Annotated in this window: 16 protein-coding genes; 9 read left to right on the top strand and 7 right to left on the bottom strand. The window is 65.0% G+C overall.

The window, feature by feature from the left end; all coding sequences use genetic code 11:
- The first annotated feature begins 217 nt into the window (after window positions 1-217).
- Window positions 218-1354: an IS5 family transposase gene (locus H8F26_RS11265; protein ID WP_197153730.1), complete on the top strand. Its 1137-nt coding sequence runs from the start codon at window positions 218-220 to the stop codon at window positions 1352-1354.
- Window positions 1355-1610: 256 nt separating this feature from the next.
- Here H8F26_RS11265 and psbA read toward each other — a convergent pair whose 3' ends face one another.
- Window positions 1611-2690 (bottom strand): photosystem II q(b) protein, encoded by a 1080-nt coding sequence (gene psbA, locus H8F26_RS11260; protein WP_197154007.1) that lies wholly within the window; start codon window positions 2688-2690, stop codon window positions 1611-1613.
- A gap of 348 nt (window positions 2691-3038) precedes the next feature.
- On the opposite strand from psbA, the gene feoB reads away from it, so the two are divergent.
- Window positions 3039-4943: a ferrous iron transport protein B gene (feoB, locus tag H8F26_RS11255; RefSeq protein WP_197154006.1), complete on the top strand. Its 1905-nt coding sequence runs from the start codon at window positions 3039-3041 to the stop codon at window positions 4941-4943.
- On the opposite strand, the gene H8F26_RS11250 is transcribed toward feoB, so the two are convergent.
- Both H8F26_RS11250 and H8F26_RS11245 read right to left on the bottom strand, forming a co-directional pair.
- Window positions 4916-5173 (bottom strand): FeoA family protein, encoded by a 258-nt coding sequence (locus H8F26_RS11250; RefSeq protein ID WP_197154005.1) that lies wholly within the window; start codon window positions 5171-5173, stop codon window positions 4916-4918. The genes feoB and H8F26_RS11250 overlap by 28 nt on opposite strands.
- 73 nt (window positions 5174-5246) lie before the next feature.
- Window positions 5247-5735, bottom strand: a complete 489-nt coding sequence (locus H8F26_RS11245; protein ID WP_197154004.1) for a DUF3122 domain-containing protein — start codon at window positions 5733-5735, stop codon at window positions 5247-5249.
- Window positions 5736-6214: 479 nt separating this feature from the next.
- Here H8F26_RS11245 and H8F26_RS11240 point away from each other — a divergent pair, with 479 nt between their 5' ends.
- Together H8F26_RS11240 and H8F26_RS11235 are read left to right on the top strand one after the other, a co-directional pair.
- The gene (locus tag H8F26_RS11240; RefSeq protein ID WP_197154003.1) at window positions 6215-6616 is read left to right on the top strand and encodes a hypothetical protein; all 402 of its coding nucleotides are present in this window, start codon (window positions 6215-6217) and stop codon (window positions 6614-6616) included.
- Window positions 6617-6706: 90 nt separating this feature from the next.
- Window positions 6707-8902, top strand: coding sequence for a beta-glucosidase (locus H8F26_RS11235; protein ID WP_231605148.1), 2196 nt, complete (start codon window positions 6707-6709; stop codon window positions 8900-8902).
- A gap of 11 nt (window positions 8903-8913) precedes the next feature.
- Here H8F26_RS11235 and H8F26_RS11230 read toward each other — a convergent pair whose 3' ends face one another.
- Window positions 8914-10029, bottom strand: a complete 1116-nt coding sequence (locus H8F26_RS11230) for a glycosyltransferase family 2 protein (RefSeq protein WP_231605147.1) — start codon at window positions 10027-10029, stop codon at window positions 8914-8916.
- Between the two features lie 66 nt (window positions 10030-10095).
- Window positions 10096-10665, bottom strand: a complete 570-nt coding sequence (locus H8F26_RS11225) for a triacylglycerol lipase (RefSeq protein WP_231598279.1) — start codon at window positions 10663-10665, stop codon at window positions 10096-10098.
- Between the two features lie 366 nt (window positions 10666-11031).
- On the opposite strand from H8F26_RS11225, the gene H8F26_RS11220 reads away from it, so the two are divergent.
- On the top strand, window positions 11032-13278 hold the full coding sequence (locus H8F26_RS11220; protein ID WP_197154001.1) for an AAA family ATPase: 2247 nt from the start codon (window positions 11032-11034) through the stop codon (window positions 13276-13278).
- A gap of 133 nt (window positions 13279-13411) precedes the next feature.
- Here the strand turns inward: H8F26_RS11220 and H8F26_RS11215 are convergent, their stop codons facing one another.
- The gene (locus H8F26_RS11215; protein ID WP_197154000.1) at window positions 13412-14209 is read right to left on the bottom strand and encodes a transglutaminase family protein; all 798 of its coding nucleotides are present in this window, start codon (window positions 14207-14209) and stop codon (window positions 13412-13414) included.
- A 211-nt stretch (window positions 14210-14420) separates the two neighbouring features.
- Window positions 14421-16508: a glycogen-debranching protein gene (locus H8F26_RS11210; protein ID WP_197153999.1), complete on the bottom strand. Its 2088-nt coding sequence runs from the start codon at window positions 16506-16508 to the stop codon at window positions 14421-14423.
- A gap of 108 nt (window positions 16509-16616) precedes the next feature.
- Here H8F26_RS11210 and H8F26_RS11205 point away from each other — a divergent pair, with 108 nt between their 5' ends.
- The 4 genes from H8F26_RS11205 to H8F26_RS11190 all read left to right on the top strand — a co-directional run bounded on the left by H8F26_RS11205 (window position 16617) and on the right by H8F26_RS11190 (window position 20005).
- Window positions 16617-17306 (top strand): MBL fold metallo-hydrolase, encoded by a 690-nt coding sequence (locus H8F26_RS11205; RefSeq protein ID WP_197153998.1) that lies wholly within the window; start codon window positions 16617-16619, stop codon window positions 17304-17306.
- Window positions 17307-17479: 173 nt separating this feature from the next.
- On the top strand, window positions 17480-17755 hold the full coding sequence (locus H8F26_RS11200; protein WP_197153997.1) for an HU family DNA-binding protein: 276 nt from the start codon (window positions 17480-17482) through the stop codon (window positions 17753-17755).
- A 127-nt stretch (window positions 17756-17882) separates the two neighbouring features.
- On the top strand, window positions 17883-18869 hold the full coding sequence (gene gluQRS, locus H8F26_RS11195; protein ID WP_197159156.1) for a tRNA glutamyl-Q(34) synthetase GluQRS: 987 nt from the start codon (window positions 17883-17885) through the stop codon (window positions 18867-18869).
- Window positions 18869-20005 carry an IS5 family transposase gene (locus H8F26_RS11190; protein ID WP_197153730.1) on the top strand — a complete coding sequence of 379 codons (1137 nt, stop codon included), beginning with the start codon at window positions 18869-18871 and terminating at the stop codon, window positions 20003-20005. The genes gluQRS and H8F26_RS11190 overlap by 1 nt, the downstream gene beginning before the upstream one ends.
- The last annotated feature ends 408 nt before the right edge of the window (window positions 20006-20413 follow it).

Raw genomic sequence — 20413 nt, 5'->3', positions numbered from 1 at the left:
GTTTGCTGCCATCTCAGAAGTCGGTTTCTGTCCAGGTCACTGGAGCGAAGGTGAGCAGGTTGAGAGCTCTGGGTGTCGCTCGTGGATCTGTTCATGGCAGGCACGCCTGAACGAACCACGGGCCTGGAGTGATCCCGGCCCGTGCGAGGGAGCGTCTTAGGAGTTTGCTGAAAAACCCCGCCGCCTCTGCGAAAATAGGGCAACTGCCCCAGGTTTGATGCGAGGTCAGCAGGAGCGCAGCGGCTCCTTGTTCTCCTACGTCTCGATCGAGGAGCGGATCCCGACCAGCCATCCACTCAGGCGGATTCGCAAGCTGGCGGATCAGGCCCTCGATCGACTCAATCCCACCTTCTGCAGGTTGTATGCCTCAGAAGGGAGACCATCGGTGCCGCCAGAGCAGCTGCTGCTGGCCTCGTTGTTGCAGGCGTTCTACGGCATCCGCTCCGAGAGGCTGCTGCTGGAGCAGGTCCACTACAACCTGCTGTTCCGCTGGTTTGTGGGCTTGAGCCCTGACGATGCGATCTGGCATCCGACCACATTCACCAAGAATCGTGATCGGCTCCTCACTGACGACGTCATGGGGCTGTTCCTGGAGAAGCTGATGGGAGCACCCGAGGTCAAACCGCTGCTCAGTGACGAGCACTTTTCGGTGGACGGCACGTTGCTCCAGGCCTGGGCGTCACACGCTTCCTTGGAGCGGATCGATGGCCAGGAGGATCCTCCGCCTCCGCCCACAGGTCCTGGCGAAGGATTCGGTGCTCCCAAAGAGGGAAAGAAGCGCGCCAAAGGGGACTTTCGCGGCATCAAGCTCAGCAACGAGACCCACCGCTCCAGCACCGATCCTGAGGCACGGCTGGCCCGGAAATCGAATGCCCATCCAGCGCAGCTGAGCTATCGGGGCCATGTCCTCATGGACAACCGCCACGACCTGATCGTCGATTGCCGCGTCACCCAGGCCACGGGCACCGGTGAGCGGGATGCCGCCAAAGAGATGGCAGCAGACCTCACCGGTGCCCACCAGAAGACCGTCGGCGCCGACAAGAACTACGACACCAAAGGGTTTGTCGCTGAGATGCGGCGGATCGGTGTCACGCCCCACGTGGCCCAGAACACGGCCCGCAGCGGTGGCTCAGCCATTGATGGCCGCACCACCCGTCACGTGGGCTACTCCAAATCGATCAACGCCCGCCGGGGGATCGAAAAGGTGTTTGGTTGGATCAAGGCGTTCGGAGGGCTGCGCCAGTTCAAACTGCGCGGTACCGAGAAGGTCGGCGCCGTGTTTGGCCTGCATGTGATCGCCTACAACCTGATCCGCCTGGGCAACCTGCTCAAGCCCGCGATGGAGGCGGCATGAACAGCCCGTTGTCCAGAGGTGTGCCCAATAGGCCTCAACCAATGCCTTGCAGAGAGGCCAACGATGCCGAAATCGGGCTGTTTGCGGCTCTGATAGCCGCCGATCCGTCTTTTTGAGCCGGAAATCCACTGATGCCTGTGGAAAACTGGCTCGTGGGTTGGTTTTTCAGCAAACTCTTAGTGACGCAGCTGGCTCCACGGAGCAGCCAGCGGCACCGGCTCAGTGATGGATCGACTGGGCGAGATTCAAAGTCTCACTAACCGATCGCTGGTGCACTCAGGGCAACGGGCTGGCTTTCCACTGCGGCAAGATCGAGCGGGAAGTTATGGGTATTGCGTTCGTGGATGGCCTCGATACCAAGACCGCCGCGGTTGAGGATATCGGCCCAGGTGTTGATCACATGGCCTTGATGGTCGAGCACTGAATGGTTGAAGTTGAAGCCGTTGACATTGAACGAGAAGCTGATCACGGCCAGGGTGGCAAACCAGATCCCCACCACAGGCCAGGCTGCCAGGAAGAAGTGGAGGCTGCGGCTGTTATTGAAGGAGGCGTACTGGAAGATCAGGCGGCCGAAGTAGCCATGGGCGGCCACGATGTTATAGGTCTCTTCTTCCTGACCGAACTTGTAGCCACGGTTCTGAGACTCGCTCTCGGTGGTTTCCCGCACCAGGGAACTGGTCACCAGGGAGCCATGCATGGCAGAGAACAGGCTGCCACCAAAGATGCCGGCCACGCCCAGCATGTGAAACGGATGCATGAGCACATTGTGCTCGGCTTGCAGCACCATCATGAAGTTGAAGGTGCCACTGATCCCCAGGGGCATGGGGTCTGAGAAGGAGCCTTGCCCGATGGCATACACCAGCAGCACGGCGGTGGCGGCACCCACGGGGGCGCTGTAGGCCACGGCAATCCAGGGGCGCATGCCCAGGCGGTAGCTCAGTTCCCACTCGCGGCCGAGATAGGCATAGATGCCGATCAGGAAGTGGAAAATGATCAATTGATAGGGGCCGCCGTTGTACAGCCACTCATCGAGGCTGCTGGCTTCCCAGATGGGGTAAAAGTGCAGACCGATCGCATTGGAGCTGGGCACCACCGCGGCCGTGATGATGTTGTTGCCGTAAAGCAGGCTGCCGGTCACGGGTTCGCGGATGCCGTCGATGTCGACGGGCGGAGCGGCGATGAAGGCAACGATGAAGCAGATGGCTGCCGCCAGCAGGGTGGGGATCATCAGCACACCGAACCAGCCGATATAGAGGCGGTTGCTGGTGCTGGTGATCCAGTCCTTGAAGGACTCCCACGGGCGGCTCCGGGATGGAGCGACTGAGGCAGACGTCATCGACACAGGAGCAAAGGGAGAATGGAAAGCGGAGGGGCCGGCCCTGCCGGGAGGGCGAGCCAGCCAGCATCCGTCTCTTCCTCATACAACACTAACGTTGAAAGCGCTTTAACGGAGCAAAGGAGAATAAGTAGTTGTGCCTGAGTTTTTGGCGTGCTGCTGCGGCCCCGCTCTCCCCTTTGGGCTCTGTCTTTCTCAGCTGTCCACGCTCCATCCGAGTGGGGCCATGTCCCTCGACCAGGGGGCTGCCTTGTCGAGCAGACTGGACAATGGCGGTGACTTCCGTCGGGTTCACGTCCCGCCTGGGGCTGGCTGGTCTCAACTCCTTCGACCCGGTGCGTGCCAGGCATGAAACATTCCGAAGCTGCAGAGGCCTCTGCCCAGGGCGGGGCCCAACGTCGGCGCTTTGGTTCGGCTGGCGGATGCCATGGGCCGTCAACCAAGCCTCCAGGCTCCGCCTCCGTCACGGTGGCGTTGCTGGGCCTGCCCAACACCGGCAAGTCGACGCTCTACAGCCGGCTGACTGGTCGCCATGCCCATATCGCCAACTGGCCCGGGCTCACCGTTGATCTGCTCTGTGGCGATCTGCCGCCGGCCGCCGATGGTCGTCGGTTCGAGCTGGTCGACCTACCAGGTATCCACGACCTCAGTGGCTCCAGTGAAGACGAAGCAATCGTCCAGAGTTACCTGCAAACAACCCCGCCGGATCTGGCGCTGGTGGTGATCAACGCCAGTCAGATCAGCACCCAGATCGCCCTGGCCCTGCAGGTGCGAAGCCTGGGCGTTGCCACCGTGCTGGCGCTCAACATGAGTGATGAAGCCAGACGTTATGGCATCCGCATTGACCACGCTGCCCTGAGTCGGCGGCTGGAGATGCCGGTGCTGGCGATCAACGCCAAGAGTCGTGAGGGCCTGGAGGCGCTGCTCCACACTCTCCATACCGTCCAGGCAGACCCTTGCCCCACCATTGCGGCCGCTTCACCTGTCGATGAGGCGCTGGATCGGCAGGTGGCGGAGCTGCTTGCAGGTGTCGTGGTGATGCCGCCGGACAGGCGTGTGACGAGAAGCCGCGGCCTCGATCGGATTCTGCTCAATCCCGTGGTGGGCCCGCTGGTGTTCCTGGCGATTGTGCTGATCATGTTCCAGGGGCTCTACATCGTTGGTGGCAGCCTTCAGGAGGTTCTGGGGGTGATCTTCGATGCGATTGAGAGCCACCTGATTGTTCCTCCCCTTGCGAACCTCGGCACCCCGGAGTTGCTGCAGGGCTTTCTGGTGGACGGCGTCTGGATGGGTGTCACCACCGTCGTCAGTTTCACGCCGCTGATCTTTGTCTTCTATCTGGTGATGGCTGTGGTGGAAGACTCGGGCTATCTTCCACGGGCCGCCTTTCTGATGGATGGCTTCATGCACTGGCTCGGCCTGGATGGTCGCGCCTTCGTGCTGCAGGTGATGGGTTGCGGCTGCAATGTGCCGGCAATTCTAGGCACCCGCGTGATCCGCGATCGCGCCATGCGGTTGCTCACCATGCTGGTGATTCCGTTTGCCCTCTGCCAGGCGAGGCTCACCGTCTTCATCTTTCTGGCTGGAATCTTTTTCCCTAAACCCTGGTGGGCTCCTGGGCTTGTGGTCTTCGCCTTTTATCTGCTCAGTTTCCTGGCGGCGATCATCACAGGACTCCTGTTCAAGCGAGCTTACCGCAGTGATGAGGCTTTCGTGCTGGAACTGCCGCCTTATCGCCAGCCGAGCCTGGGCACGATTCTGCAACGGGCCTGGATGGAGATGCTCAACTTCGTCACCAGCACGCGCCTGTTCATCGTGATCGGTGCTGCGGCGGTGTGGTTGCTGACCAACCTTCCCCCGGCGGCGGCCTTCGGCAGTGGCGCCAGTCTGGCGAGTGCCATCGGTGGGCTCTTTCAACCGTTGCTGGGCCCGATCGGTATGACCCCGGATCTCACGGTGTCGTTGTTCTTCGGTTTCATCGCCAAGGAAATCCTGCTGGGGGCCATGGCTGTGATCTACCGCACCAGCGAGAGCGGCCTGGGAACAGCGATCCAGAGCGCGATCACACCCTTGCAAGCGCTCAGTTTCATGACCTTCACCCTGCTCTACACCCCCTGCCTGTCAACAGTGGCGATTCAGCTGAAGGAATCGAAAAGCAGGATGTTTGCGCTCATGTCCGTGGGTTGGTCGCTGTCGCTGGCCTGGTTGATGGCTCTGCTGGTGTATCAGGCCGGCGGCTGGCTGCTGGCCTGAGCGGCTTCATCGGCGCAGACCTCCATCTGCCTGGCATGCTCCTGGCGCAGCATGAACTCGAACATGCCATGGGCGAGATGGAGAATCCCGCCAGGTCTGCCACGCCGGATCACTTCGAGGCGAACACCCGGTTTGATGCCCATCGCCTTCAACCGCTGGCAAAGCGCTGGATGGCCTGGCAGGGTCTGCAGGGTGACGTGGTCGCCGGCAGAGGCCTGGCTGAGGATCATGGCTGCGCGACTGCTCCGGGCGCTGAACAACTCTAGGTCCCGCATGGTGGATTCCTGGGCGAGCCTGCTCGGTTCAGCTGACTGGATGGTCGGCTGCCTCTGCAGGAGCCCGGGGCAGTGTGCTGATGGCGGCGATCATGTCGGGGATCAGCACCAGCTCCCGATCGGCCCCACCCTGCATCGGCACCAACAGCCTCAGGGGCAGGGCGGAACTGGGCCGTGGCATCAGCTCCGCCAGATCGAACTGAGCCGATCCATCGGGAATGGCCGTCTCCCCGGCGGGCACCATTTCCTGGCTTCGGTTGGGCAGCTCCCAGTGATTGCCCATGGTGTCCTCGATGGCGACAGAGCGGCCATGATCCGGATGCTGATCCGGGCCCAGGTCATTGAGCCGCAGTCGCCAGCCGGCCTCGAAATCCGGATCAGGCTGCTCGAACAGGCTGACCAGCCAGCGATCGCCGCTGGTGTCGCCCTGCGACCAGCGCTGAATATCGGCTGCAGCCTGAGCCGGTGGGGCAATCCCCAGCCCCAGGATCAGAAGGAAGGCAACAAGGCGGACCATCAGCAGGGCCTGCCAGCACCGGCGCCAGGATCGCCGCACTCCCAGATCTGGCCCGCAGGCGACCAGGACAGAGATTCTCATGACGGCAATTCCGCATCACGACTTCATCACGCTAGCGTTTTGAATGAATCCGGAGCTGATCGTGCGTCGCACCTGATCTTCGGAGTCGTGGTGGTCACAGCCCATCCCAGCTTCGTTCTGGCGGCTGAGCCAGGTTCTGCGCCTGTGGATTCAATCGCCCCTTTCAAAAGGGGAACGGCGGGCAGGTTCGCCAGACCTCCTGAGATTTCAGGGCTCGGCGATCTGCACGACCTCGACAATCTTTGCGGCATGGTCGCTGCCCATTGACCGGAGGGGAGTGCCGTTCTTCATTCATCTGGAGCATCAGAGGAAGGTGACAGCAATGCAGGACCACGTCGGTCCATTCCGTCTCCATAATTCTGTAGATCGGCTTGGTCTGGACGGTATTGCGGAGTGTGATGGGCTGTCGCCATCGGGATGATCCTGAGGGAACGATCGATTTCAGGGTCGATGTCGGCCAAGGGGATGATCAGGTTCGTTTCGCTGATGGCCTGACCGTGCCGGTGCAGACCTCCCGCGATCAGATCACGTTTGAGGAGAAGGAAACCAACAGTTTCCATCTCTCCGACAACGATACTGATGATGTTGCTGTTGGAGTTCCCAGTCCAGATGCTCGGGCCCTAGGAATCCCCTTTCGGGTTGCTCCCGTGGTGATTCATCTCGACCATCGCCACGACCTGAAGCACCGCACCACGATCGCCCGCCGTACCCTCAGTTTCGAGGACCATGAGCTGGTCAAGCCAGACGTCCTGGGAGCCCGATGGATGGATGGGCGTTGTCATGAAGTCCCGCCCCGCTGATCCGCAGCCGCAGCCGCAGCCGCAGCCGCAGCCGCAGCAGGCATTGTTGAGCAGCGTGGCGGAACTGGAGGATGTTCCTAGGTTGAGGCGGTGACTGATCCCGCTCCCGACCCTGCGTCTCAGACCCGGGCTCTGTCGCTGCTGGCGGAGATGAGCCTGGCGGAGAAGCTGCATCTGCTCGATGGCGACACCCCGTTCTGGGCCGGCATGGTCGACATCGCCACCCGGGATGCCTCCCATCGCCATCCCTGGCCCACCGGTTGCCTGCCGAGGCTGGGCCTCAAGGGGCTGCAGTTTGTCGATGGTCCCCGCGGTGTGGTGCTCGAAGGGGGTGCCACCACCTTTCCGGTACCGATCGCCCGCGGTGCCACCTGGGATCCCGAGCTGGAGGAGAGGATCGGCGAGGCGATCGCCCGCGAGGCCCGCAGCTTCGGGGCCGACTGGGTGGCCGGCGTGTGCGTCAACCTGCTGCGCCATCCCGGTTGGGGCCGGGCCCAGGAGACCTATGGCGAAGACCCGGTGCATCTGGGTGCCATGGGAGCAGCGATGACCCGCGGTCTGCAGCGCCACACCATCGCCTGCGTCAAGCACTTTGCGCTCAACTCGATCGACAGCTCCCGCTTCCTGGTGGACGTTCGTGCCTCGCAGCGGGTGCTGCATGAGCTCTACCTCCCCCACTTCCGCGACTGCGTCAAGGCCGGCGCCGGCTCGGTGATGAGTGCCTACAACCGGGTCAACGGCGAATGGTGCGGACAGCATCCCCAGCTGCTGAAGGACATCCTCAAGACCCGGTGGGACTTTGGGGGATTTGTCGTCACCGATTTCATCTTCGGTGTGCGGGAGGGGGTGCGGGCTCTGCTGGCGGGCCAGGACCTGGAGATGCCGTTCCGGATGATCTTCGAGGGCAGCCTCAGCGAGGCGGTGGCGGATGGGCGCCTGCCGATCCAGCGCATTGACGAGGCAGTGCTGCGGCTTTTGCAGGCCCAGCTCACGGTTCCTCCAGGCTCCTATCCGATGTCCCTGCGCCACTGCGCCGACCATCGGCAACTGACCCGGGAGGCGGCCACCAAGTCGATCGTGCTGCTGAAGAACGAAGGATCGGTGCTGCCCCTGCGGGGTCTGCGCTCCCTGGCCGTGATCGGTCCCTATCTGGCGGTGGTGAACCTGGGCGATCGGGGTTCCTCGGATACTCGGCCTGAGCCGGGATCGGTGGTCACACCCCTGGCGGGCCTGGAGGCCGCCGCCCCGGAGCTGCGGTTGGAGGTTGCCGATGGCGCCGACCCCGAGGCGGCCGCGGCCCTGGCTGCCGAGTGCGACGCGGCCCTCCTGGTGCTGGGGCTGGACTGGCGCCTGGAGGGAGAGCACATCCATCCCGGTGACATTGCCCCGATCCTGCAGCAGATCCCCCCGCCGGATGGCCTGCTGCGCCTGGGGCGGAGCCGGGTGTTGCCGCTCTGGCGACCCGTGGCCCGCCTGATCGCCTGGATCACCAGCTACGGCTCGGCCAGGCGGGGCGGCGACTTCGCTGCGGGAGATCGCACCGGGCTGGATCTGCCGCCTGAGCAGGTGGCGCTGATCGAGGCGGTGGCCGCCGCCAATCCCCGCACCGTGGTGGTGCTGATGGGTGGTGGCGCCATCCTCACCGAGGGGTGGCACGATCGGGTACCCGGCCTGCTGCTGCTCTGGTACCCGGGGCAGCAGGGCGGCGAGGCTCTGGCTGACGTGCTGCTGGGCCGGGTCTCCCCATCCGGGCGCCTCCCCTTCACCGTGCCCACCGATGCGGCGCATCTGCCGCCCTTCGAGCCCCGCGCCCAGCAGGTCACCTACGACCTGTGGCATGGCTACCGCCGCCTGCGGCGCGAGGGCCATCGCGCCGCCTATCCCTTTGGCTACGGACTCTCCTACAGCCGTTTCGAGCTGGCAGACCTCACAGCTGCGATCGAGCCGCAGGCCGGGGAGGAGGGCGAGCTGGTGGTGGAGGTCACGGTGCGCAATGGGGGCGCGATGGAGGCCGATGAGGTGGTTCAGGTCTACCTGGAGCCGCCCGGCCGGCAGGTGGAACGCCCCGCTCGGGTGCTGGTGGGCTTCCAGCGGGCCAGCCTGGCGATGGCAGAGCAGAGGCGCCTCGTGCTGCGGATCCCGCTGCGGCGGCTCGCCTACTTCGAGGAATCCAGCGATGGCTTCGTGCTCGAACCGGGGCTGCACCGGCTGGTGGTGGCGCGCCATGTCGAAGACGCTGGACTTGCCCTGGAGTTGCAGGTCGAAGGTCGCTTCCTGGGCCGCTGACGCCAGCAGCCTCAGGCTGTTCTGGCTCGGTCGCGGGTGCTGAAGGTGCGGCCCTTCCAGCTGACGCGACCGCGCTCGAGGTTGAGAATCGCCAGCACGAAGACGCCGATGAAGAACAGAACGGGGATCGGGAACACGAGGTTGATCCAGCCGAAACGACCCACCCGGCGGGTGATCAGCAGCAGCTGCAGCGCGTAGGCCCCGTACACAACGGCATTGGGCAGCAGGGCCGGATCGCCCACCATCGGCCAGCCCAGCAGGGAGGCCGGCAGGCACCAGGCGGCCCAGAACAGCCCCGACAGCCACAACAGCACCGCCAGCATCCAGGGCCAGCGCACCTCGCCAGCGGCGGTGGCGAAGTTCTTGCCGAAGCCCGTCACTATGTCGCGCAGACCACCGGGATACATGCGGTAGTCGATCGCGCCGAGGCCGAGGAAGGCGCTCACCGGCAGGCCCGCCTGTTCATAGCAGTGGCCTAGAAACCAGTCTTCCACCACCTTCCCCGCCACGGCGGCATGGCCGCCGCTGCGGTCGTAGTCGATGCGGCTGGTCACCAGCGCCGGACCGAAGGCGACGCCACTGCCCTGGCCCAGGGGCACGGCCATCAGCCCCACCAGATTGAACAGCACCGAGAGCTGTTCATAGGGCTTCTCCGTGCGGTGGTAGGGCTGCACGGACACCAGCCCACCCAGTGTCTGGTGCTTCGCCAGCAGCCGTTCGAGGAAGCTCGGCAGGGGCTCGGTGTCGGCATCCAGGAACACGAGCACCTCGCCGTGGCTGGCTCGTACGCCGTTGTGCAAGGCCCAGGTCTTGCCGCACCAACCCTGCGGCAGCGGCGGCGGTTGCATGACGGTGATCGGCAGCTCCTGGGCACACTCCATGGCGATCGAGGCGGTGCGATCGGTGGAGTGGTCGTCGATCACGATCACCTCCAGCGGCCGTACGCTCTGCCGGTTCAGGGCGGCCAGCAGGTTGGGCAGGGTGGTCTCCTCATTGCGGGCCGGGATCAGCACCGAGACCCGCGGCACCTGACTGAGGGAGGCCTCCGGCAGCAGGGGCATGCGCAGGGAGAGGAACCAGCCCAGCAGCCAGCGCACCAACAACGAGATACCGAGCAAGTCGATCAAAGGCCTGCCTGCCGGATCACCCCAACGCTATGCGGCTTCCCCTGGGGGGCCAGTAGGGATCCCCGTTCAGGGCCGCAGCAGCTCCTGGGCCAGGGGCCGGATCGAGGCGGGGTCACGCAGGATCTGGGGATGGGTCCAGACCGGCAGCATGGTGCGCTCTCCCACCGGCAGCACGGCACGCCATCCCGGCAGCACGGCCAGATCGATGGCGGAGTAGAAGCTGTGGCAATCGATCCCGCGCAGGGCGTCCTGATCGCTGTTGAGCTGCTGTAACAGGGGGCTGCCCATCTTCAGATCGGCGATGCCGGCCACCAGCTGGCGGGGCCACAGTTCGGCCGTGAGCGTGCCCTGCTGCGGACTGCCGACGCTGATGAACCGCCGGGTGCGCCGATAGCCCCCCAGCAGCTGGATCCAGGTGCGTGCGATCACACCACCGATCGAGAACCCCAGCAGATCGATGGGCTGATCCAACCCGAAGGCCGCCTCAATGTGGCTGCCGAGCAGAACGGCTGCCTCTTCGATCGGTGTGCGGCCCAAGCGCAACGGCAGATCGGGGATCAGCAGCGGATGGCGGCGGTCCCCCAGCTCCCGTTTCAACCGATCAAAGACCTGCGGGCTGTCCAGCAGCCCATGCACCAGCACCAGGGGAGGGGCCGACGGCGCCGGAGCATCGGACGCGAGCGGTGTGGCGGCGACGGCGGGTGCAGGAGAGGGAGGAGAAATCGTGGGTGCCCCGCAGGCGTCTGGAAAAAATTCAACGGCATTCCTCCGATTTGCAGAAGAGCCGACCGGGAGTGGAAACCGGCACGGCGTCGCGTGATCCCCGCTCGATCCAGGGCCTTGAGCAAGGACTGCTCCTGCAGAGGCAGCTAGAGCAGTGCCCGTCCCAGCCGCCATGCTTGTGGTACCCGGGTCTGGCTTGTGATGCCAGCGTTTGCCAGTGAAGGACTGGCGGGTGCAGGTTGCGTGCGAAAAACTGGGGAGAATCCGGTCGTCTGCCCCATGGCGCCACTGCGTTGCCACCTGCTGATCGGTCCACCCGCCAGTGGCAAGACCACCCTGGCGCGAGCCCTGGCTCCCCTGCTCAGTGGCCCCGGCCAGCCACCTGCGGTAGTGCTTTCCACGGATGCGATCCGCGCCGAGGTGTTCGGCGATGCGGCCGTTCAGGGGCCCTGGGGCGACATCCAGCAACGCCTGCACCAGCGCCTGCAGGAGGCGGTGGCCAACGGCAGCCCGGTGATCGTGGATGCCACCCATGCCAGGCGGGCCTGGCGGCTGGCGATCACCCAGGCCCTGTCGCTGCCGGTGGCCGTGGAGTGGATCGGCTGGTGGCTCCATACGCCCCTGCCCACCTGCCTGGAGTGGAACCAGCGACGCGAGCGCCCCGTGCCGGTGCCGGTGATTCAGGAGATGGCCGCCGCCCTGGCCGATTCCCATGCCGGCCCAGAGCGCAGCGAGGGCTTTGCGGCGATCTGCGCCCTGGTGCCCTGCCACCATGACGATCTGGTGCCGGTGCTGCAGAGCGAACTGGCCGGTCTCGACAAGCGGATTCGATCGTCCCGCAATCGCGAGAATCGGCTGCAGCGACACGGGTACTCGCGCCTGCTCGATCTGGAGCGGCTGCTTCACCTGATTCGCCTGCTGGTCTCCTTCCCCGATCTCGATGCCTCCGATCCAGGGACGCGGGAGGAACTGGAAGCCTGGGTGTCACCACCGCCGCAAGGGGACCTGGCCGATCGGGCCGCAGCCTATCTGCGCCGTCTGCATGGCGACTGCTACGCCGATGCCGCAGCCCTCCGCCGTGACCTGCTCTGGCTCGAGCAGAACGGCTTCACCAGTGCTGTGGCGGTCGATGCACCGATCCAGCTGCTGGAGCCGGGACCGGCGGATCAGCCGCTGCGGCGCCCGGCTGTGCCGGCCAGTGGGGGTGTGCACGGTGGCTCGCCGCCCATGGCCGATGGCCCGGTGTTCCTGCGGGTGATGACCCTGCTGCGCCACATGTTGCAAGCCCCCTTCGATCGGGCGGGGGAGAAGGGGAGCAATCTGCACCAGCACCTGATCGCCCAGATCGAAGCGATTCCCGGCGCCTATCTCCGCGGCGAAAGCGCCACCCTGCGCAAGGACATCGAAAAGATCCTCACCCCCTACGGCTTCCGCTCCCGCAACGACAACGTCCGCCATGGCTACTGCCTCGGCACCGCCATCCTCTCGGCGGCGCGGCTGCGGGAGGTGCACGACGTGGTGCGCCAGGCCGCCGGGCGACTCGCTGATCCCTCGGCCCAGGAGCTGCTGACCGAACTGGATGAACGGCTGGGCTGGGCGGGACTCGACATCAGCGAAGCCCTGCCGGTGCGCAGCTATGCCCGCCACTCCATCCTCGAAGCCGCCCTTGTTCGCAGGGAGTCGCTCGCTGCGCCCCGGCAGGCCGAGCGGATCGAGACGGCGATCGTGGAACACCGGCGGGTGTGCCTGGAGCGGTTCGCCTCCGCCGGCAGTTTTTCAGAAAGCCCTCAAGGGATTCTGAGGGTGTGGCCGCTCCAGTTGATCTTCCACAACATCGGTTGGTATCTCCTCTACGAGGACGACCAGGTGGGGCAGGCGGAGGGATTGATCCGCAGCGAGCGGCTCGATCGACTGGCTCTGACCCGCAGCGAGGGGCGGTTGCGCCGCAGTCCTGAGGAGCATCGCCGCTCCCTGCAACGGGTCGAGCGCCTGCTGCACCATTGCGGCGGCATCGACTTCGGCGAGGAGCTGGCGCCGCAGCTCGCCATCGCCAGCAGCTCAGCGCGGCTGCGCGACACGGCCCTGGAGACCCTGCGCTTCTCCTGTACCGCTTCGGCTTTCGCCTTCATTCGCGAGGGGGTGGCGCGCTACCCGATCGAGCACACCCGCTTCTCCCTCCCCCAGGCGGGTGATCGCTGGTGGCGCCACCCCAAGGCGCCCCATGTGCTGAGGCCGAATGCAAAAGACGACAGCCATCCCTATCCGGTGGAGCTGGACCTGCCCAGCTGGACGGTGGCCCGTGATGTGGACCTGCGCAACTGGCTGTTCGGCTTCGGACGCGAGCTTCGCATCGAGGCACCCGATGGGATGCGTCAGGAGTTGCTGCGGCATGTTCGAGCTGCCCTTGCGGTCTATGGGGAGACGGACGCCGCGCCGCCGCGCAGGGCCGCTGGGGCCGCCGAGCCCAGCAGGCGGCAACCGGAAGCACCGCAGTTTTTCTTCTCCAATCGATGCCTCAGGGACTGAAGCCAGGTGCGGATCGTGAGTCTCTGCCCTGGCCCCACGACAGACCGATCGTCGCGCGCCACGTCAGCGTTGCGTCGATCGCGTGGTTCTGCATGGCGCGCGGTTCAGGCCTGCTGCGCTGCAGTCGGTGCCATCAGCTGTCGCCTCCGTGCAGGCGATCAACATGAACGCTCTGCGTTTCTGGGTGTACAGCAGGCCCAAACTGATTGTAAATCGCCACATCGGCGGCATCGCGGCCATAGCCGATCACCACATAGCCACCACGAAGCTCGGTCTGCGTGGCATCAAAGGTATACCAACGCCCTGCAATGTAGGCTTCAAACCAGGCGTGCAGGTCCATGGGCCTGAGCCCATAAAGATATCCAGCCACCAATCGTGCTGGGATGCTCAGGCTGCGGCAAAGAGCAATGCCAAGGTGAGCTAGATCGCGACAGACTCCCGATCCTTTTGCATGGACTTCCGTGGCTGATAGGGGAATGTAATTGATGCCTGGTTCATAACGAATCGTGCTGCGCAACCAGCATTCAATTGCCTTGACCTGGTCGTAGCCGAGTCGTTGTCCGGCTACAATATCTGCGGCCATGAGGCCGAATCGGTCGGATTCGCAATAGCGACTTGGCAACAGGTAGCTGAGCACGTTTTCGGGAAGATTCTCGATGGTGACAATGGGCGCCCCCGGCGCCTGGTCAACGTGGTCAGCGGTCAGTACTTCGGATGTGGTGTGAATGGCAAGCGGGCCCGGGAGGGCAACCAGTCGCTGGCAGAGATTGCCGTAACCATCCGTGTACTCGAATACGGGGATATAGGGATTTAATCTGTATTCTTCCCGAGCGATCCATTGCTGAGCGCCACTGCGCAATCGCAGCATCAGAATGAAGGGGGTTGGCGCTGTGATAGTGAAGGTTAAACTACAGCCTGTGCGCAGCCACATGTGGCAGGCTAACCAGCGAAATCCTCTCTCAATCTAGCGGCTCAGATCCTGCTGCAAAGCCGTGCAGCTCTGTCTGCAGGCCTGTGTGCGCGTCTGCTGTCGATGCGGTACGGCATTTGATTCAGATCGGCAGCCTGTGTCAGAAATGTGCCGGCAGCGTCAGTATCCCCAGCGCGGCGGAACCTGAAATCCGCCATCAGTCTTGCAATCATCAGCCCTTCAGCCGCAATCCCTTCACCAGGGGTGCCGCCAGCATCAGCATCAGGCTGCGGCTTTCCAGCGGAGCCCCGGACGGGCTCCACCGCTCCGGACGGGCAGGCAGATCCAGGCCCGCAGGCAGGGCCGTATCGATCACCCGCATCCAGCCGGCGGGGCAGGGGGGCAGGTCGAAATGCATGGCCTTGCCATAGGCATTCATGCCGCACCACAGCAGCGGTCCGTGGTGGGGATCGTGCAGGCTCCAGGCCAGGGTGTGGGACCAGCTGGCCCAGTCGGGCTTGCGCAGCTCAACCCCGTGCCACTCCCGCCACAGATGGGAGGGTTCCGAACCGGGCGCTTCTTCCACCAGGCCATCGAGAAAGGGCGCTTCCGGGTTGAGCAGGGCCGCCAGATGGCGACGCAGGGTGAGCAGTCGTATCACATAGGTGCGCAGGGCCAGGTCTTCGGCATCGGGCTGCCAGTGCATCCATCCGAGCGGATTGTCCTGGCACCAGGTGTTGTTATTGCCCCCCTGGCTGCGGCGCACCTCGTCGCCCATCAGCAGCATCGGCACCCCTGGCGCCAATAACAGCGAGGCCAGCAGATTCCTGATCTGGCGATCCCGCAGGACGCTGATGGCGTTGTCGGTGCTGGGCCCCTCCACCCCGTGATTCCAGCTGTTGTTGTGGTTATCGCCGTCGCGGTTGTCCTCGCCGTTGGCGAGGTTGTGCTTGCCGTTGAAACTGACCAGATCAGCCAGGGTGAAGCCGTCGTGGGCGGTGAGGAAGGTGATGCACTGGCCCGGATGCACCGGCACAGCGGTGAACAGATCGGGGCTGCCGCTGAGCCGCTGCCCCACCGGCCAGCAGGTGCGATCGTCTCCCTTCCAGAAGCGGCGCAGGTCATCGCGAAAGCGGCCGTTCCAGGTGGCCACTCGCCGGGCGGGGAAGTCGGCCAGGCGATAGAGGCCGCCACAATCCCAGGGTTCGCTGATCATCTTCAGATCACTCAGCTCCGGATCGGCCTCCATGGCCTCGAACAGGGGCGGATCATTGAGGGGGGCCAGCTGCTCGCCGCGGCTCAGGGCGATGCCCAGATCGAAGCGGAAGCCGTCGATGCCCAGCTCCACCGCCCAGCAACGCAGGGATTCGAGGATCAGGCGCCGAACCAGGGGCCGGTTGGCAGCGATCGTGTTGCCGCAGCCACTGACGTCGAGATAGTCGCCGCGCTCGTTCTGCTGGTAATACAGGCGATCGCCAAAGCCCCGCCAGCTGAGGGTGGGGCCGGCCTGGTTCCCCTCGGTGGTGTGGTTGTACACCACATCCAGGAGCACCTCCAGACCCGCCTGATGACAGGCCATCACCAGCTGCCGCATCTGCTCACGGGCCTGCAGCGGGTCGTCCCCCTGCAGGTAGGCGGGATGGGGCGCCATCCAGCTCAGGGGGCTGTAGCCCCAGTGGTTCAGGCGACCGGGTGGCGCATCCTGGGGATCGAAGGCCATCACGGGCAGCAGTTCGATCGTGGTCACCCCCAGCTCCCGCAGATAGGGGATGGTGTCGATCAGCCCCAGCAGGGTGCCCTGGCGTTCGGCCGCCACCGGAACGCCGCCCCCCTGGGTGAAGCCGCCCACATGCAGCTCGTAGATCACAGTGGACTGCCAGCTGTGGCGAGGACGCGGAGCGGCGACGAAATCGAAGCGATCCCGCTCCGTCACCACGCCCTTGAGACAGCAGGCGGTGTTGGGCACGCTGCCCACGGCCGTACCGCGCCGATAGCTCTGCCAGCCGGCGATCGCCCGCGCGCAGGGATCGAGCAGCACCTTGGAGGGGTTGAAGCCGTGGCCGCCCGGCTGGATCGGTCCGAAGACCCGGTAGGCGTAACAGCAGCCGATCCCGACACCCTCCACCTCCACATGCCAGTGGTCGCCGGAGCGATGGCGGTGGTCGAGCTCAATCACCCGATCCGGCTCGCTGGCCTCTCCATGGGGGAACAGGAGCAGCTCAAGCCGCGTGGCCGCGGGGGCGGCCACAGAAAAATTCACGCCATGGCTGGTGGTCGCGGCTCCCAGGGGCCAGGGATGACCGATCCGGATTGAAGACAACGACCCGGCCTTGGGCGTGATCAGGCTAAGGCAGACCCTGCCACACGCCACGGGCACCGCCACTGCAGCACCGGCGGCAGGACCGGATTCAATGGAGAGCCCATTGCCATGGCCATCCTGTCCGCACCTCCGATCGATCCGGGCCGTCCTCCCCTGGCTGTGCTCCCCGGACTCTGGTGCTTTGCGCCCAATCGCGACTGCCAGGGAGGCACCGCCTGGCTGCTCGCCCTGGCGGATGGCGATCTGCTGGTGGACTGCCCCGCCCTCAGCGAGGCCAATCTCACCTTTCTGGAGGCACGGCCGGCCCAGGGCCGGATCGTGCTCACCAGCCGCGAGGGCCATGGCCGGGTGCGGCGGCTGAAGGAACGGCTGGGCTGGCCCGTGCTGGTGCAGGAGCAGGAGTCTTACCTCCTGCCCAACCTGCAGGACCGGGTCGACTGGGGGGAGGAGGCCGAGCCGGCCCCGGGGCTGCGACTGCTCTGGACCCCCGGCCCCACCCCAGGCTCCTGCGTGATTCACGTCCAGGCGCCAGCGGCGGCGGGGCTCGACATCCTGTTCTGCGGCAGGCTGCTGGGGCCCACGGCACCGGGGCGACTGGTACCGCTGCGCACTCCCCGCACCTTCCACTGGCCGCGGCAGCAGCGCAGTCTGGTGCGGCTTCGCCAGTGGCTGCCGCCGGCCTCACCCCAGTGGATCGCCTGCGGCGGCGGGCTTGGTGCCCTGCGGGGCGACAAGCTGTTGGCCGGCGGCAGTTCCCTGATCAGCGAACTTGCCGAACAGGTCGCTACAGCGGCTTGACGGGGGTATCCCCACTCTCCAGACTGGCCGAGATCCCTTGCGGCAAGCCGTCTGTCGAGTTGCCGACCGGGATCAGTGCCCATACCATTGGCGCGCCCCACCCAAAAACGGCGGTCGGAACCCGCGCCGATCAGCCAGCCCTCCACCGCCGACCTGAGATTTTTCACCGTCCGATGAACAAAGCAGACCTCGTCAACCTCGTGGCAGCCCGCACGGAGCAGACCAAGACCGATGTGGCCCAGGTGGTCGACGCCCTGATCGACACCATCATCGATTCGGTGGTGGAAGACAAGAAGGTGTCGATCCTTGGATTCGGCTCCTTCGAAGCCCGCAAGCGCTCGGAACGGCAGGGACTCAACCCCAAGACCGGCGAGAAGATCAAGATCCCGGCCAAGAAGGTTCCTGCCTTCACGGCCGGCAAGATGTTCAAGGACCGCGTTCAGGGCTGAGTCCCCGATTCATCCCCCTGGATCAGGTGCGGTCCTGCAGGGCCGCTTTTTTTCTCGCTGAAGCCCACGTTTCTCCGTGCCCTCCCTTGCGTTGCCCCGCCATCTGCAGGCGCAGCTCGAGCAGGGGATGGAGCTGCGTTCGCGCAGCCGCTACCGCGGTCGTTACGCCCCCTCGCCCACCGGCCCACTGCACCGGGGCAATCTGCGCACGGCTCTGCTGAGCTGGCTCGATGCCCGCCTGGCCGGCGGGGAATGGTTGCTGCGACTCGACGATCTCGACACGCCGCGCAACCGAGCCGGAGCTGAAGACGGGATCCTGGCTGATCTTCGCTGGCTGGAGCTGGACTGGGACGGGCCGGTGATTCGCCAGAGCGAACGCCGCGGCCTCTACGCCAGCGTGCTCTCAGCCCTGCGCCGGGCCGGGCGTCTCTACCCCTGCCGCTGCAGCCGCCGTCTGCTGGCGGACATCTCCGCGCCCCATGGCCAGCCGGCGGTGTATCCGGGGTACTGCAGGGAGCGGCTGCCCCAATGGGGCTTCCTCCAGGAGCGGCTGCCCAGCTGGCGGTTGCGGCTGGCGGAGGGGGCGCTGCTGTGGCCGGAGCGCCGTGGGGCTCCCGGCCGGCTGGATGCTGCCACCGAGGTGGGGGATGTGGTGCTGCGGCGCTCCGATGGTTTCGTGGCCTATCACCTCGCCACGGCCGTGGATGAGCTGCTGTTCGGCGTCACCGATGTGGTGCGGGGCGAGGACCTTCGCTGGGCCAGTGGTGCCCAGGTGGCGGTGATGGCTGAACTGGGGGCCACGCCACCCCGCTACTGCCATCTGCCGCTCTGGCGCGACGGGCAGGGCCGGCGGCTGAGCAAACGGGAGGGAGCCGAGGGAGCGGCGGGCCTGCGTCAGCAGGGTCTTGATGGGCCGGCGGCGATCGGGCTCCTGGCCGCGAGCCTGGGGCTGGTACCGGATGGCAGCCGGATCAGCAGCGCCGAGTTGCTCAGTGAGCTGTTGCGTCAGCTGAGCAGGCAGGAGCCGCGTGCCGATGACCTGGCCTCAGACCTTAAGAGTTTGCTGAAAAACCCCGCCGCCTCTGCGAAAATAGGGCAACTGCCCCAGGTTTGATGCGAGGTCAGCAGGAGCGCAGCGGCTCCTTGTTCTCCTACGTCTCGATCGAGGAGCGGATCCCGACCAGCCATCCACTCAGGCGGATTCGCAAGCTGGCGGATCAGGCCCTCGATCGACTCAATCCCACCTTCTGCAGGTTGTATGCCTCAGAAGGGAGACCATCGGTGCCGCCAGAGCAGCTGCTGCTGGCCTCGTTGTTGCAGGCGTTCTACGGCATCCGCTCCGAGAGGCTGCTGCTGGAGCAGGTCCACTACAACCTGCTGTTCCGCTGGTTTGTGGGCTTGAGCCCTGACGATGCGATCTGGCATCCGACCACATTCACCAAGAATCGTGATCGGCTCCTCACTGACGACGTCATGGGGCTGTTCCTGGAGAAGCTGATGGGAGCACCCGAGGTCAAACCGCTGCTCAGTGACGAGCACTTTTCGGTGGACGGCACGTTGCTCCAGGCCTGGGCGTCACACGCTTCCTTGGAGCGGATCGATGGCCAGGAGGATCCTCCGCCTCCGCCCACAGGTCCTGGCGAAGGATTCGGTGCTCCCAAAGAGGGAAAGAAGCGCGCCAAAGGGGACTTTCGCGGCATCAAGCTCAGCAACGAGACCCACCGCTCCAGCACCGATCCTGAGGCACGGCTGGCCCGGAAATCGAATGCCCATCCAGCGCAGCTGAGCTATCGGGGCCATGTCCTCATGGACAACCGCCACGACCTGATCGTCGATTGCCGCGTCACCCAGGCCACGGGCACCGGTGAGCGGGATGCCGCCAAAGAGATGGCAGCAGACCTCACCGGTGCCCACCAGAAGACCGTCGGCGCCGACAAGAACTACGACACCAAAGGGTTTGTCGCTGAGATGCGGCGGATCGGTGTCACGCCCCACGTGGCCCAGAACACGGCCCGCAGCGGTGGCTCAGCCATTGATGGCCGCACCACCCGTCACGTGGGCTACTCCAAATCGATCAACGCCCGCCGGGGGATCGAAAAGGTGTTTGGTTGGATCAAGGCGTTCGGAGGGCTGCGCCAGTTCAAACTGCGCGGTACCGAGAAGGTCGGCGCCGTGTTTGGCCTGCATGTGATCGCCTACAACCTGATCCGCCTGGGCAACCTGCTCAAGCCCGCGATGGAGGCGGCATGAACAGCCCGTTGTCCAGAGGTGTGCCCAATAGGCCTCAACCAATGCCTTGCAGAGAGGCCAACGATGCCGAAATCGGGCTGTTTGCGGCTCTGATAGCCGCCGATCCGTCTTTTTGAGCCGGAAATCCACTGATGCCTGTGGAAAACTGGCTCGTGGGTTGGTTTTTCAGCAAACTCTTAAGGAAGGTTTCGGGATCAGAACAACCAAAATCGCCCACAGTTGAAGCATCTCGGCGGCTGGCTCTGCAGCTCTGCTCCGCCGCCACCGAATCGACGAGGACCGGAGATGCAAAGCCCAAGACCCCATGCAGCCATCGGAGCCGATGCCGAAGCCAGCACGGCTGTGATGGCCAGTGGCAAGGGCTACAGCAGCATGTCAACCCAATGCCGCCAATGCGGCGGCAGCGGC

Source organism: Synechococcus sp. CBW1006 (genome assembly GCF_015840525.1).
Lineage (GTDB): Bacteria > Cyanobacteriota > Cyanobacteriia > PCC-6307 > Cyanobiaceae > CBW1002.
The sequence above is the reverse complement of the archived record's forward strand: the minus strand, read 5'-3'. Positions and strand labels throughout refer to the sequence as shown.